Source organism: Edaphosphingomonas fennica, assembly GCF_003034225.1.
Taxonomy (GTDB): domain Bacteria; phylum Pseudomonadota; class Alphaproteobacteria; order Sphingomonadales; family Sphingomonadaceae; genus Sphingomonas_E; species Sphingomonas_E fennica.
The window spans coordinates 68,585-81,735 of sequence record NZ_PHHF01000054.1; the positions used below are offsets into that span (position 1 = coordinate 68,585).

Annotated in this window: 15 protein-coding genes; 8 read left to right on the forward strand and 7 right to left on the reverse strand. The window is 67.2% G+C overall.

The features are described 5' to 3' along the window. Nucleotides 1-49: 49 nt before the first annotated feature. Both CV103_RS13400 and CV103_RS13405 read left to right on the forward strand, forming a co-directional pair. On the forward strand, nt 50-880 hold the full coding sequence (locus CV103_RS13400; RefSeq protein ID WP_107395208.1) for a PEPxxWA-CTERM sorting domain-containing protein: 831 nt from the start codon (nt 50-52) through the stop codon (nt 878-880). A gap of 52 nt (nt 881-932) precedes the next feature. Next, nucleotides 933-2,207 (forward strand): MFS transporter, encoded by a 1,275-nt coding sequence (locus tag CV103_RS13405; protein WP_107395209.1) that lies wholly within the window; start codon nt 933-935, stop codon nt 2,205-2,207. Here CV103_RS13405 and rsmD read toward each other — a convergent pair. The 3 genes from rsmD to CV103_RS13420 all read right to left on the reverse strand — a co-directional run bounded on the left by rsmD (nt 2,176) and on the right by CV103_RS13420 (nt 5,172). Beyond that, nucleotides 2,176-2,721: a 16S rRNA (guanine(966)-N(2))-methyltransferase RsmD gene (gene rsmD, locus CV103_RS13410; RefSeq protein WP_015457066.1), complete on the reverse strand. Its 546-nt coding sequence runs from the start codon at nt 2,719-2,721 to the stop codon at nt 2,176-2,178. The genes CV103_RS13405 and rsmD overlap by 32 nt on opposite strands. A 4-nt stretch (nt 2,722-2,725) precedes the next feature. Beyond that, nucleotides 2,726-3,739, reverse strand: a complete 1,014-nt coding sequence (locus CV103_RS13415; protein WP_425443873.1) for a pseudouridine synthase — start codon at nt 3,737-3,739, stop codon at nt 2,726-2,728. A 113-nt stretch (nt 3,740-3,852) separates the two neighbouring features. Continuing rightward, entirely contained in the window at nt 3,853-5,172 is a 1,320-nt protein-coding gene (locus tag CV103_RS13420) for a dicarboxylate/amino acid:cation symporter (RefSeq protein ID WP_015457064.1), read from the reverse strand. 134 nt (nt 5,173-5,306) lie between these two features. Here CV103_RS13420 and CV103_RS13425 point away from each other — a divergent pair, with 134 nt between their 5' ends. Beyond that, nucleotides 5,307-5,747, forward strand: a complete 441-nt coding sequence (locus CV103_RS13425) for a response regulator (RefSeq protein ID WP_015457063.1) — start codon at nt 5,307-5,309, stop codon at nt 5,745-5,747. Nucleotides 5,748-5,802: 55 nt separating this feature from the next. Continuing rightward, entirely contained in the window at nt 5,803-7,137 is a 1,335-nt protein-coding gene (locus CV103_RS13430) for an AmpG family muropeptide MFS transporter (protein ID WP_107395210.1), read from the forward strand. Nucleotides 7,138-7,155: 18 nt separating this feature from the next. On the opposite strand, the gene CV103_RS13435 is transcribed toward CV103_RS13430, so the two are convergent. Continuing rightward, nucleotides 7,156-7,596: a DUF6628 family protein gene (locus tag CV103_RS13435; protein ID WP_015457061.1), complete on the reverse strand. Its 441-nt coding sequence runs from the start codon at nt 7,594-7,596 to the stop codon at nt 7,156-7,158. Nucleotides 7,597-7,688: 92 nt separating this feature from the next. Next, the gene (locus CV103_RS13440; protein WP_107395211.1) at nt 7,689-8,594 is read right to left on the reverse strand and encodes a hydrogen peroxide-inducible genes activator; all 906 of its coding nucleotides are present in this window, start codon (nt 8,592-8,594) and stop codon (nt 7,689-7,691) included. A gap of 111 nt (nt 8,595-8,705) precedes the next feature. Between CV103_RS13440 and CV103_RS13445 the strand changes: the two genes are divergently transcribed. The 4 genes from CV103_RS13445 to CV103_RS13460 all read left to right on the forward strand — a co-directional run bounded on the left by CV103_RS13445 (nt 8,706) and on the right by CV103_RS13460 (nt 10,982). Next, entirely contained in the window at nt 8,706-9,251 is a 546-nt protein-coding gene (locus tag CV103_RS13445; protein ID WP_015457059.1) for a peroxiredoxin, read from the forward strand. A gap of 97 nt (nt 9,252-9,348) precedes the next feature. Further along, complete coding sequence (gene ahpD, locus CV103_RS13450) at nt 9,349-9,870, forward strand: alkylhydroperoxidase, AhpD family (RefSeq protein ID WP_015457058.1); 522 nt, start codon at nt 9,349-9,351, stop codon at nt 9,868-9,870. A 75-nt stretch (nt 9,871-9,945) separates the two neighbouring features. Then, the gene (epsC, locus tag CV103_RS13455) at nt 9,946-10,635 is read left to right on the forward strand and encodes a serine O-acetyltransferase EpsC (protein WP_015457057.1); all 690 of its coding nucleotides are present in this window, start codon (nt 9,946-9,948) and stop codon (nt 10,633-10,635) included. Continuing rightward, nucleotides 10,635-10,982: a DUF2794 domain-containing protein gene (locus tag CV103_RS13460; protein WP_015457056.1), complete on the forward strand. Its 348-nt coding sequence runs from the start codon at nt 10,635-10,637 to the stop codon at nt 10,980-10,982. The genes epsC and CV103_RS13460 overlap by 1 nt, the downstream gene beginning before the upstream one ends. A 55-nt stretch (nt 10,983-11,037) precedes the next feature. Here the strand turns inward: CV103_RS13460 and CV103_RS13465 are convergent, their stop codons facing one another. Both CV103_RS13465 and CV103_RS13470 read right to left on the reverse strand, forming a co-directional pair. Further along, nucleotides 11,038-12,105 (reverse strand): hypothetical protein, encoded by a 1,068-nt coding sequence (locus CV103_RS13465; protein ID WP_107395212.1) that lies wholly within the window; start codon nt 12,103-12,105, stop codon nt 11,038-11,040. A gap of 81 nt (nt 12,106-12,186) precedes the next feature. Continuing rightward, entirely contained in the window at nt 12,187-13,086 is a 900-nt protein-coding gene (locus CV103_RS13470; protein ID WP_015457054.1) for an SDR family NAD(P)-dependent oxidoreductase, read from the reverse strand. Nucleotides 13,087-13,151: the final 65 nt, after the last annotated feature.

The window sequence follows — 13,151 nt, forward strand, 5'->3', positions numbered from 1 at the left end:
ACAGGAGGCTAGGATCATGAAATCCCTTGGAAAACTTTCTGCATTTTGCGTGCTGGCCCTGCCTTTCGTCACAGCGCCGGCACATGCTGTGACGACGGTCGACAGTTCGGCCTATGCGCTGAGCGCCTCGCTGAGCGCGGTCAACGCCGTGCTGGTCGATATCGGGCCGCTCGCCGCCGCGGGCGGGACCGCCGCGCCGGCCTATAACGACAGCGCCGCGCTGGCGACGATCGACCAGCAATTGCAGTTCGCCGGCCTCGGCCTCGTATCGATCAACCAGCGGCTCAACACCGGGGTCGTCACCAGCTCCGCCTCGTCGCCTTATCCGGTGATGCCGACGGGCACGGCCACCTCCGCGATCGCCGGCGTCGATATCGGGCTGGAGACGCAGGTGCTGTTCCTGCCGCCCCTGACCATCCTCGGCCTGACGGCGGACGCGATCACCTCCACCACATCGGTGAGCGCGGTGGGCGGGTTGAGCGCCACCGGGGCGACCACGATCGCCGGGCTCGACCTCACCGGCCTCGGCCTGGGCGGGCTGTTCATCGACGCGGCGCTGTTCGTGAACCCCGATCCCAACACCGTGCTGCTCGACCTCCTGGGCCTGCGCATCGTCCTCAACGAACAGACGAGCTGGGGCGACGGTGTGAACAGCATCGGCCTTGCCACCAACGCGCTGCGCATCACCTTCGACGATTTCCTGCTGGGCGGGCGGCTCGTCTCCGGTGACGTCATCCTTGGCCATTCGCAGGCCTCGATCACCGATTTCGTGCAGCAGAACGCGGTGCCCGAACCGGCGAGCTGGGCGCTGATGATCATGGGCTTCGGCCTGGTGGGCAGCGCGATGCGGATCAGGAAGGCGCGTCCGGCCATGGCTTGACGCGTGGCGCCCGAGGCTCCAATCCCCGCCCGCATTTCAGGGATGGAGCCGGATGACGGGAAGCAAAGCGAGCGCGCCCTCGACAAGGCGGGTGTTGGGGGCGAGCCTGATCGGCACGGCGGTCGAATTCTACGACTTCTATATCTACGCGACCGCCGCCTCGCTGGTCTTCGGGCCGTTATTCTTTCCCGCGGCCGATCCCGGCATCCAGCTGCTCGCCGCTTATGCCAGCCTTGCCGTGGCCTTCATCGCCCGGCCGGTCGGCGCCGTGGCCTTCGGCCATTTCGGTGACCGGATCGGGCGCAAATCCACGTTGGTTGCGTCGCTTCTCATCATGGGCGGGTCGACGATGGCGATCGCCTTCCTGCCCACCTACCAGTCGATCGGCTGGGTCGCGCCGGCGCTGCTCTGCCTCCTCCGCTTCGGCCAGGGTTTCGGCCTGGGCGGGGAGTGGGGCGGCGCCGCGCTGCTGGCGGTGGAAAACGCCCCGCCCGGCTGGAAGGCGCGTTTCGGCATGGCGCCGCAGCTTGGCGCGCCGGTGGGCTTCATCGCCGCCAACGGCCTGTTCCTGCTGCTGGGCCTGATCCTCACGCCCGATCAGTTCCGCGCCTGGGGCTGGCGCATCCCGTTCCTGGCGAGCGCCGTGCTGGTGATGCTGGGCCTGTGGGTGCGGCTGAAGCTGACCGAGACGCCGGCCTTCGCCGCCGCGCTGGAGGAAGCGCCGCCGGCCCGGGTGCCGATCGCCGAACTGGTCCGCAACCATGCGGTGGAAACGATCGGCGGCACATTCGCTGTCGTCGCCTGCTTCGCGCTCTTCTACATCGCGACCGCCTTCGCGCTGGGTTACGGCACCACCACGCTCGGCTACCCGCGCGAGACGTTCCTCGCGGTGCAACTCGTCGCGATCCTCTTCATGGCGGCCGGCATCGTCGCGGCGGCCTGGCTGGCCGACCTGCATGATCCCCGCCGCGTGCTGATGGGCGGCTGCATCGCCACCATCGTCACCGGGATGCTGATGGCGCCCATGCTGGGCGGCGGCAGCCTGCTGATGGTCGGCGCCTATCTGGCCTTGTCGCTATGGGTGATGGGCTTCGTCTACGGCCCGCTGGGCGGCTGGCTGCCGGAGCTGTTCCCGGCCCGGGTGCGCTATACCGGCGCGTCCATGGCCTTCAACCTGGGCGGCATCATCGGCGGCGGGCTGACGCCGGCCGTGGCGCAGGTGCTGGCGCGGGACCATGGCCTGGTGCCCGTCGGCCTCTACCTCGCCGCGGCCGCGCTGCTCAGCCTGATCGCGCTTATTCCGCTGCGTCGCGCCGCAGCAGCGTGAGCTTGGCCTTGCCGTGGGTGCGTTCCGCATCCACGGACCAGCCGGTGGCGGAAACGGGTTCGTCCCGGCCCGTCTCGATGCTCGCCCAAGCGCCGGGGCTCGCCCAGCCGAGCCGGGTGAGGCGCTCCAGCAGCGCGCCCGCGCCGCCGCTGCCATAAGGCGGGTCGAACAGCAGCAGATCGTGGGGCTGCGACACGGGGCCGAGCGTGGCGACAGGCTGCGCCCGGATATCGGCAACCGCGCCCAGCTTCGCGGCATTGGCGCGCAATATCTCCACCGCCTTGCGATCCTGCTCGACAAAAATGGCGTGCGCCGCGCCGCGCGACAGCGCCTCGAAGCCCAGCGCCCCCGATCCCGCGAACAGATCGGCTATGCGAAGCCCTTCGAAATCGCCGAGCCGGCTGGCCAGCATGGAGAAGAGCGCCTCGCGCGTGCGGTCGCTCGTGGGGCGGGTGGCGTCTCCCGGAGGGGCGGCGATCGTGCGGCCGCGCCATTTGCCTGCGATTATGCGCATGATCTCACTTCAGCGTCTTGCGGAAGGCGACCAGTTCGTGCTGCAGCACCTCGTCCACCGCGCCGACGGGAAGATCGCCGAGGCGGAAGGGGCCGTAGCTGGTCCGGATCAGCCGGCTGACCTGGAGGCCGAGATATTCCAGCACGCGGCGGACCTCGCGATTCTTGCCTTCCTTCAGCTTCATCTCCACCCAGGCGTTGCGACCGGTGCGCCGTTCGAGATTGGCATCGATCGACCCGTAGCGGACGCCTTCGATCTCCACGCCCTCGATCAGGTCCTCCAGCATCGCCTGGCTGACCTCGCCGAACACGCGGGCGCGGTAGCTGCGCTCGACGCCGGTGGCCGGCAGCTCGAGCTGGCGCTTCAGGCCGCCGTCGGTGGTGAGCAGCAGCAGCCCTTCGGTATTGAGGTCGAGCCGGCCGACCGGCACCAGCCGGGGCAGGCCGCGCGGCAGGCGATCATAGATGGTGGCGCGTCCCCTGGGATCGCGTTCGGTGGTCAGCACGCCGTTGGGCTTGTGGAAGCGGAACAGGCGGGTCGGCTCGGGCGCGGCGACGGGCTTGCCGTCCACGGTGACGCCGGCGAGCGATTTCAGGATCGTGGCGGGCGTTTCCACCACATCCTCGCCAATGGCGATGCGCCCTTCGGCGATCATCCGTTCGATTTCGCGGCGGGATGCGATGCCGGCACGGGCCAGCAGCTTGGCGATCCGATCGCCTTCGCCGGGGGCCACGGGCGTGGCCGGCCGGGCGGGGACGGCGGCCCGTTCCAGCCGCGCCGCGCCGCGCCGGGGGTGGGCGTCGCGGGCCGGGGTTCCGGTGGCGCCTGCCTTGGCCACGCCATCCTTCGGGCGCGGAGTGGCCCTGGGCTTGCCGGTGCGCAGCGCGTGGTCGGCGGCGCGGCGCGCATCGCGGGCGGATGCCGAGGGGCTCTTGGCGCGGAGCGGCTTGTCGGCGGACGCGCCTTCTCCCTCGGCCGCCGCCTTGCGGGGTCGGCCTTTGGGGGGATGGCTTTTCACGGGCCGGTCGGTGCCGGGGCGCTGCCGGTTGGGCCGTTTATCGTCGCGCGGGGGGCGGGGAGGTCGCATCGCGATCCCCTAGCCCCGATCGCGCTTTCAGGCCAGCGCCAGCTTCAGCGATTGGCGTCCGGATCGAGATCGAGGCCGCGCCGGCCACTCTCCGGCGTATGGCTGGGCGCGCGGGCCGGTTCGATGACCGGCGATTCCACCACCTCCAGCGCCTTTTCCCACTTCGCCACGACGACGCTGGCCACGGCGTTGCCGACCACATTGGTCGCCGACCGGCCCATGTCGAGGAAATGATCGACCGCGAGGATCAGCAGCAGGCCCGCTTCCGGTATCTTGAAGAAGGCCAGCGTGGAGGCGATCACCACCAGGCTGGCGCGCGGCACGCCCGCCACGCCCTTGGACGTCACCATCAGCAGCAGCAGCATCGTCACCTGCTCGCCCACTGACATATGGATGCCATAAGCCTGCGCGATGAACATCGTCGCGAAGGTGCAGTACATCATCGTGCCGTCGAGGTTGAACGAATAGCCCAGCGGCAGCACGAAGCTGGCGATCCTGCGCGGCACGCCGAAGCGGTCCAGCGCCTCCAGCGTGCGCGGGAAGGCGGCTTCGGACGATGCGGTCGAAAAGGCGAGGAGGATGGGATCGCGGATATAGCGGAACAGGATGCGCGCCCGCCCGCCTGCGATCAGGAAGGCGGCGAACAGCAGCAGCGACCAGAGCAGCACGAGCGAGATATAGAACCCGCCCATGAAATAGCCGAAGGTGATGAGGATCGACGCGCCTTCCTTCGCCAGCGCGCTGGTGACGGCCGCGAACACGGCGAAGGGTGCGAAACGCATCACATAATCGGTGATCTGCAGCATCACCTGCACGAGCGCCTCGACGCCGCGCACCAGCGGCGCGGCCTTTTCGCCCACGGCGGTGATGGCGACGCCGGTGAAGATCGAGAAGACCACGATCTGCAGGATCTCGTTGGTCGCCATCGCCTCGAAGATCGATTTCGGCACCAGATGCGTCACGAAATCCTTGAGCGTGAAGGTAGCCTTGTCGACGCCGCTCGCCGCCGTCACCTCCGGCAGCGGCAAGGCGAGCCCGGCGCCCGGCTGGAGGATGTTGACGAGGATCAGGCCGAGCGTGAGCGACACGAGGCTGGCGCACAGGAACCAGGCGATCGTCCGCGCGCCCACCCGGCCCAGCGCCGCCGTGTCGCCCATATGCGCGATGCCCGCGACCAGCGTGGAGAAGACCAGCGGCGCGATGATCATCTTGATCAGCCGCAGGAACAGATCCGTGACGATCGAGAAATAATCCGTGATGGCGGCAACCTGCGCCTTGTCCGGCACCATCGCGTTGATCGCGAGGCCCACGACGATGCCGGCGACCATGGCGACAAGAATGAAGAGTGTGAGGCGCTTCGCCACCGACGTCTCCGAGAGTTGGAAAGCGGGCACTCGTTGACGGAAAGTGCGTCCGGGTCAAGCCGCCAGCCTCGAACAGGGGTGGAACATTTGGCGACCATGCGCCATTATCCCCGGCGACAGGGAGGTTCGACGCGATGATCTTCGGTGGTCGGGCTCGGGCGATAAGGCGGCTTCTGATCGTCGAGGACGAGCCGCTGGTCGCGTTCGATAGCGAGCATTTCCTGTCGGATGTCGGCTATCATGTGGTCGCCACCGTCGATCGAGCGACATTGGCGGTGAAGGTGCTGAAGCGCGAGCCGGTGGATCTGGTGCTGGCGGACGTGAAGCTTTCGGCGGGAAGCGGGCTGGATGTCGCCCGCGTCGCGCTGGAACAGGGCGTGCCTGTGCTGTTCGTCACCGGCACATGCCCGCCCGGCGCCAGCGATTTCGCGGTCGGCTGCCTTGCCAAGCCCTATTCCCATCGCGGCCTGAAGGCGGCCATCGAGGCGGTGGAAAATCGCCTTTCCGGTGGCAGGGCCAGGCGGCTCCCGGCCGGCCTCGTCCTCTACGACCGCGAAGGCGGCGCCGTGGCGTAGCGAACGCCGCGACAATTCCCTTTGCGCCGGCGCGCGCGACGCTATTGTCGCGGCGATGACCGACACGACCAGCGCCGCCCGCCCGGGCTTTCTCGCCGCCACCAAGCGTTATCTCGAACCCGCCCCGCTGGCGGCCCTGTTCCTCGGCATATCATCGGGCTTTCCCTATGCGATGATCGGCGCGACGCTTTCGACACGCCTTGCCCAGGACGGGATCGACAAGAAGAGCGTGACGACATTCTCGCTCGTCTTCCTGGCCTATAATTTCAAATTCCTGTGGGCCTGGATCGTCGAGGGCGTCCGGCTGCCGCTGATCGGTCGATTGGGGCAGCGCGTGTCGTGGATGCTGCTTGCGGGTGCGCTGGTCATCGCCGCCGTCGTCAATCTGGCGCTGGTCGATCCGCAGGCGGACATCATGGCCACCGCGATCGCCGCCATATTGGTGGGCGTCGCGGGCGCTACCTATGATATCGTCATCGACGCCTATCGTATCGAGCAGCTCGAGCCCCGGCAGCTCGGCGTGGGCGCCGGCATGTCGCAATATGGCTGGCGGATCGGATCGGCCGCAGCGGGCGCGCTGGCGCTCGTGCTGGCGGCGCGCACCGGATGGGCGTTTGCCTATATCGCCTGTTCCATGTTCGCGCTGCCGGCGATGGTGGTGGCGCTGGCGATGGGCGAGCCGCCACGGCATCGCGAGGTAAGCGAACGCAAATCGCTCTCGTCGCTCGGCAAGGCAGTGATCGGGCCGTTCGTGGAATTTTTCCAGCGATCGGGCGCCTGGCTGGTGCTGCTGTTCATCCTGGTTCACAAGATCGGGGATACGCTGGCCAACCTCACCTTGCGCCTCCTGTTCAACGATCTCGGCTACAGCAATGACGAGATCGCCATCTATGACGTCGGCGTCGGCTTCTGGGCGCTGCTGCTCGGGATATTCGTGGGTGGCGTGCTCTATGCCCGGCTGGGGCTCAAGCGATCGGTCCTGCTCAGCCTGATCCTGATGGGCGTTTCCAACTTCAGCTTCGCGCTACTCGCCGCCGCCGGCCATTCCAACATCGGCATGGCGGGGGCCATCGGGTTCGAGAATTTCGCCAGCGGCGTGGGCGGGGTCTGCGTGGTCGCCTATTTCTCCGCGCTGTGCGACCTGCGCTTCACCGCCACCCAATATGCCTTGATATCGGCGGCGGCCAGCGTGGTGGGCCGCATATTGACCGGCAACCCCGAATATGGCGCCGGCGCGATGATCGAGGCCGTCGGCTACGTGAATTTCTATCTGCTGACGACCGTGCTGGCGTTGCCCGGCATCATCCTGTTCTGGCTGATGATGCGGGCCGGCCTGATCGATCGTTCGATCGGCACGGCGGGAACGGAGACCAAGATGGACGCGGGCTGAGCCCGCACCCGACGAAAGTCAGCCGTGACGGGCGGGCAGCGGCTTGCCCAGATCCTCGAACGCCTGTGCCAGCGCCTGGGCGCTGCTGAGCGCGCCGAGGCAGTTGGCGACGCCCAGCATGCCGGCTAGCAACCGGTGGGCGGCGGGCGCGTCGTTCCGGGCCACGCCGATCGCGGCCAGCATGGTCGCCTCGGCGTCGGTCATCCGCGGGCAGCAGCAGGGGGCGACCAGGATTCGGCGGCTCGATACGCGCGAGGCTTCCGCCATCAGCGCGCGCAGCAGCACCAGCGGCCGGCGGAAGCTGAGGCCGAAGCCGCAGAGCATGGCATGGGCGGCATGCGCATCGTCCAGCCCATGGGCGGCGACGCGGCGGATGCCGAAGAGCAGCAGCCGGCGGTTTTCGTCCATCGGCGTGGGGTGGGGCAGGAGTTCGATCGGATGGACGGTCTCGCCGGGCATGCTTTCCTCTCCCGAGATTGGAGGAGGATGAAAGCAGTCCGGCTATTGCGAGTCAATCGCAATTAAGAGGGCTTGCGACGATCCGTGGCTGCTCAATCGACATGGCTTTTGGCAAGTGCATGGGCAAGCATGCGAAATTCCTTTTCCCGCGGGCTGCCCTTGCGCCACACGATGGCGATGCGGCGGGCGGGGTGATCCGCATCCAGCGGCCGCGCGATGATATCGGTATTGTCGAGGATGCCGGCCTTGATCGCCATTTCCGGCAGCAAGGTCACGCCCAGGCCGTTGTCCACCATCTGCACCAGCGTATGGAGCGAGGTGCCCAGCATCGCGGCTTCCGCCCGCAATTCCGGGCGGTTGCAGGCGGCGAGCGCATGATCCTTCAGGCAATGGCCGTCCTCCAGCAGCAGCAGGCGCCGCTCGTCGATGGCATCGGCCTCGATCGCATTGCTGCCGGTCGGCGCCTCGCCGACGGGGAAGGCCACGAACAGCCGGTCGTCGAACAGATCCTCATGCTCGATGTCGCCGCAATGATAGGGCAGCGCCAGCAGCACGCAGTCGACATGGCCGCGGTGCAGCGAATCGCAGGCGGCGCTTGTCGTCTCCTCCCGCAGATAGAGCTTCAGGTCCGGCCATTCGGCGCGGATGCGGGGCAGGATGCGCGGCAGGAGGAAGGGGGCGATCGTGGGGATCACGCCCATGCGCAGTTCGCCCGAAAGCGGCTTTCCGGCCGCCCGTGCCAGATCGGACAGTTCTTCCGCCTCGCGCAGCACGCGCTGGGCCTTGTCCGCGATGCGCAGGCCCAGCGGCGTGAAGCGGACGACGCGGCGCGTGCGTTCCACCAGCGTGATGCCGATCAGCGATTCCAGCTCGCGCAAACCCGCCGAAAGCGTGGATTGCGTGACGAAGCATGCCTCCGCCGCGCGGCCGAAATGCCCGTGGTCGCGCAGCGCCACCAGATATTGCAGTTGTTTCAGCGTCGGGAGGTAGGTGCTCATTCATCGCCTCTATCGATCAATGAGCCACAAATAATCAATTTGCTCTTTCGATGCTATCCCCCCATATCGCTTCTCGTCAGTTTCAACCCACCCACTCGAAGGAGCATCCTTATGGCCCTCACCGTTGGCGATCAGTTTCCCGGCGTAACCGTTCCCGTCCAGCAGGGCGTGTCCGCGCTTCCCGCCGGCGAGACGATCGACCTGTCGAAGACCGACGGCAAGTGGAAGGTCGTGTTCTTCTGGCCGAAGGACTTCACCTTCATCTGTCCGACCGAAATCATCGGCTATGGCGAGCTGGTGAAGGATTTCGCCGATCGCGACGCGGTGCTGATCGGCGCCTCGACCGATACCGATTTCGTCCACTTCGCCTGGCGCAAGTCGGATGAACGCCTTGCCAACTGCGATTTCCCGTGGATCGCGGACAACAAGAAGGAACTGGCGAACGCGTTGGGCATCGTCGACAAGGATGCGGGCGTCGCGCTGCGCGCCACCTTCATCGTCGATCCGCACAACGTGATCCAGCACGTCACGGTCAACGGCCTCAACCAGGGCCGTAACCCGGCCGAGGCGATCCGTGTCCTCGACGCGCTGCAGACCGACGAGCTTTGCCCGTGCAACTGGCACCAGGGCGAAGAGGTTCTGAAGCCGGCGGCCTGACCCTTCGGGGCCGCACAGCCGTGGCGCGTCAGCGCTCGGCGACGGGGCGCGGGGGGATGCCTCCCGCGCCCTTTTCTTTGATCATCAGGAGCTTTCCATGTCGCTCAAGGCTTTCGCCGATACGCTGCCCGATTATGCCAAGGATATCCGGCTGAACGTCGGTTCGCTGCTCAACGACCAGACGCTGGGCGATCAGCGCAAATATGGCCTGCTGCTCGCCTGCGCCCACGGCTCCGGCTACCGCCCGCTCGTCGAGGCGGTCGAGGCCGAGGCGGAGGGCAAGCTTTCGCCGGAAGCCGCCAATGCGGCCCGCGCCTCGGCGGCGGTGATGGCGATGAACAACGTCTATTATCGCTTCGTCCACCTCGCCTCGAACAAGGAATATGGCACGTTGCCGGCCAAGCTGCGCATGAACGTGATCGGATCGCCGGGCATCGAAAAGGACGATTTCGAGCTGTTCAGCCTCGCCGTCAGCGCGATGAACGGTTGCGGCATGTGCATCGACAGCCATGAAAAGGTCCTGCGCGGCCATGGCGTGGCGACGGATGTGATCCAGACGGCCGCCCGCGTCGGCGCGATCCTGAAGGCGGTGGCCACGGTTCACGCCACCGCCGTCTGAACGGCAAGGCTGGAAATCCCCGGGCCGGCGGCCTACATTCGGCCGATATATAGAAGACCGACCTGGGGATGTTCCATGCTCGACGCGTTTGTCGATTATCTCGACTCGATCAAGGCGCGTGATCCGGCGCCGCGTTCGCGCTGGGAAATCCTGCTTTATCCGGGCGTCTGGGCGGTCGGCTTCCACCGCATCGCCCATTGGCTGTTCAAGGGCGAGCTTTATTTCCTGGCCCGCGCGGTCAACCATTTCTCCCGCCTGCTCACCGCGATCGACATCCATCCCGGCGCCAAGATCGGCCGCAATTTCTTCATCGATCACGGCTTCAGCGTGATCGGCGAGACGGCGGTGATCGGCGACAACGTCACCATGTATCAGTGCGTCACGCTGGGCGGGACGAACCCGGCCAACGGCGTTCCCGGCAAGCGGCACCCCACGATCGAGGATGACGCGATCATCGGATCGGGCGCGCAGGTGCTGGGGCCGATCATCGTTGGCCGCCGGGCGCGCATCGGCGCCAATGCGGTGGTGACCAAGGATGTGCCGGAAGGCGCCTCGATGGTCGGCATCCCAGCGCGGCCGACCTTGGTGGAAGCCACCGATTACCAGAAGAGCTTCGTGCCCTATGGCACGCCCTGTTCCGAACGGTTCGACCCCGCGACCCAGCAGCTCGAAATGCTGAAGTGCGAGGTGGAGTCGCTGCGCGCCAAGCTGGCCGAGCTGATCGAAAAGCGCGACGGCGCCGACAAGGAGCGTGACTGCGCCTGATGAGCGCCATCGTCACGCCGTTCCCGACGCCGCATTTCCGGCCCTTGCAGGTCGGCTTCGATCGGCAGGAACTGGCCCGCATCCTCGATCTCTACGGCCGCATGGTGGCCGCCGGGCATTGGCGGGACTATGCGATCGATCTGGGACGCGAAGCCGCTTCCTTCTCCGCCTTCCGGCGGGCGGCCGAGCGGCCCGAGTATCGTATCGAGAAACGCCCCGCATTGCGCCAGCGACAGGGCATGTGGGCGCTGATCGGCGAGAGCGGATCGGTGCTGAAGCGCGGGCATGAGCTGGTGCCATTGCTGGCACCGATCGAACGGCGGCTGCTGAAGCTGGTCGGCGAATAAAAGGAGGCGGGCGCCGCGCCCGCCCAGTAAGCTTTGCTATCGGTGAAATTCGGCGTCAGGCGCTGGCCGGCGCCGTTGCTGCCTGCGTGTCGGGCAGCCGCGCGCGCCACGCGGCTGGAAGCATCGCGACGACATGGATGCGCACCGCATGCCAGAAGGCGGAGAGCAGCAGCAGCGCCGAGCCGATCACCAGCGAGGTGAGCGCCAGATTGAGGCTGACGGCGCCGAACTCGCGGAAAAGGGTGCTCAAGGCGTAGAGCACGTATGCGAGGGCGGAAACCAGCAGGGCGCGCCGGTCGACGGCGATGGCGATCAGCCCCATGGCGCAATAGACCAGCAGGACGACCGCGGCCTCGCCGACGCTCGCGCCTCCGTCCAGCAGGCCGAGCAGCGCGAAGATGGGGTGGACGATCAGCGGGGCGGCCAGCAGGTGCAGCCAGAAGGCGACGTCCGCCCGGCGGGTGAGGCGGGCGGGATCGCTCATGTCCCAGCGCATGGCGAAGGCGAAGACCGCGATGCCGATCGCCAGCAGCACGGCATAGAGCCAGCCGCCGATCACCGGCACGGCCGCCAGCAGCAGGCCGACGGCAAGGCCCGCGATCGCCAGCGTGCCGGCGGCCACGGTGATCGGCACGTGGAAGCGCCGCCAGTGGAGCCATGTCGCCAGCGCGGTGACGGCGGTGACGGCGACGGTCGTCAGTGCCATGCCGCGATCGGACGGGTTGGGCTGGCCGCTGGCGAGGAAGGCCAGCATCGCCATGAATATGCCGCTTGCAAAGGCCAGCAGCAGGACGATGCTGGGCAGGGCCATGCGGCGCTTGCGGGTGAAGAATTCGGCGAGGCCCCAGGCGGTGGCGGCGACGAGCAGGCCGCTCAGCGCATTGGGGCCGCCGGGCAGGCGGAAGAAGGGAACGGCGTTGCCGATCCACGCCACCGCGACCAGCAGCAGCACCGCCGCGATCGTCACGAAGATATCGTTGAAGCCGGTGATGAGGCGGAAATGCTCCTCATCCACCAGCGAGGTGCGCTGCCGCCCGGCGACGAAGGCGCGGAAGGCCGCGGCGCTGGTGGGGGTAAGGATGCCGGCGCCGACGGCGTCGTCTATATCGCTGCTGCTATACATGGCCCATCTCCTGCCCCGGAGATAGCATCACTGTATTGGTGTTGCAATACAGTGATGCGGTGGGCCTGTATAAGCCCCGGATCAGCCCTGCTGGAGCAGGGAGGCGATCAGCATGGATTGTTCGAGGCCGTTCTGGGGGACGATCTCCCCGCTGCGGTCGACGATCCTGTCCCACGCGGCGGCGACGCCTTCGGGCGTCTGCTGGTCCGCCGGCAGCACCGCGCCCTGGGTGAGGGTGATGTAGGCGGCCTGGACCACGCCGCCGCCCGCGCTCAGGATCACATTGGTCGGCGCGTCCTCCGACACCAGATAGAGCGCGGCGGGCGCCACCTTTTCCGGCGCGAAGACGTTCAGCATCTCCGGCGGCAGGACATCCTCCGTCATCCGCGTGGCGGCGACGGGGGCGATGGTGTTGACGCGGATGTTATATTTCGCGCCCTCCAGATAGAGCGTCTTGGTAAGCCCGGCGAGGCCCAGCTTCGCCGCGCCATAATTGGCCTGGCCGAAATTGCCGTAGAGCCCGGTGGACGATGCGGTCATCAGGATGCGGCCGTAATTCTGCTCCCGCATCAATTCCCACACGGCCTTGGTGACGTTGGCCGATCCGTTGAGATGGACTTCGACGACGAGGCGGAATTCCTCCATCGTCATCTTGGCGAAGCTCTTGTCGCGCAGGATGCCGGCATTGTTGATGAGGATATGGACGCCGCCCCAGGCTTCCTTCGCGCGAGCGACCATTTCCTGCATCTGTTCGGCATCGGTGACATTGCCGCCATTGGCCATGGCGGTGCCGCCGGCGGCCAGAATCTCCTCGACCACCTTCTGCGCCGCGTCGGAAGCGCCGGTGCCGTCCCGCGCGCCGCCGAGATCGTTGACGACAACCCTGGCGCCGCGCCGCGCCAGTTCGAGCGCGTAGCCGCGGCCAAGCCCGCCGCCCGCGCCCGTGACGATCGCAACCCGCCCTTCGAAACCGATGGTCATTCCTCTCTCCCGCGCTTTACGTTCGCGTCAGGTAAACCAACGGACCGGCGAAGGGAAGACGGCAA

What these genes read in the sequence shown, in the direction of transcription:
- CV103_RS13470 (WP_015457054.1), bottom strand. Translation starts at nt 13,086, where the DNA reads ATGACCATCGGTTTCGAAGGGCGGGTTGCGATCGTCACGGGCGCGGGC.
- epsC (WP_015457057.1), top strand. Translation starts at nt 9,946, where the DNA reads ATGCTCGACGCGTTTGTCGATTATCTCGACTCGATCAAGGCGCGTGAT.
- CV103_RS13430 (WP_107395210.1), top strand. Translation starts at nt 5,803, where the DNA reads ATGACCGACACGACCAGCGCCGCCCGCCCGGGCTTTCTCGCCGCCACC.
- CV103_RS13425 (WP_015457063.1), top strand. Translation starts at nt 5,307, where the DNA reads ATGATCTTCGGTGGTCGGGCTCGGGCGATAAGGCGGCTTCTGATCGTC.
- CV103_RS13405 (WP_107395209.1), top strand. Translation starts at nt 933, where the DNA reads ATGACGGGAAGCAAAGCGAGCGCGCCCTCGACAAGGCGGGTGTTGGGG.
- rsmD (WP_015457066.1), bottom strand. Translation starts at nt 2,721, where the DNA reads ATGCGCATAATCGCAGGCAAATGGCGCGGCCGCACGATCGCCGCCCCT.
- CV103_RS13440 (WP_107395211.1), bottom strand. Translation starts at nt 8,594, where the DNA reads ATGAGCACCTACCTCCCGACGCTGAAACAACTGCAATATCTGGTGGCG.
- CV103_RS13460 (WP_015457056.1), top strand. Translation starts at nt 10,635, where the DNA reads ATGAGCGCCATCGTCACGCCGTTCCCGACGCCGCATTTCCGGCCCTTG.
- CV103_RS13445 (WP_015457059.1), top strand. Translation starts at nt 8,706, where the DNA reads ATGGCCCTCACCGTTGGCGATCAGTTTCCCGGCGTAACCGTTCCCGTC.
- CV103_RS13465 (WP_107395212.1), bottom strand. Translation starts at nt 12,105, where the DNA reads ATGTATAGCAGCAGCGATATAGACGACGCCGTCGGCGCCGGCATCCTT.
- ahpD (WP_015457058.1), top strand. Translation starts at nt 9,349, where the DNA reads ATGTCGCTCAAGGCTTTCGCCGATACGCTGCCCGATTATGCCAAGGAT.
- CV103_RS13435 (WP_015457061.1), bottom strand. Translation starts at nt 7,596, where the DNA reads ATGCCCGGCGAGACCGTCCATCCGATCGAACTCCTGCCCCACCCCACG.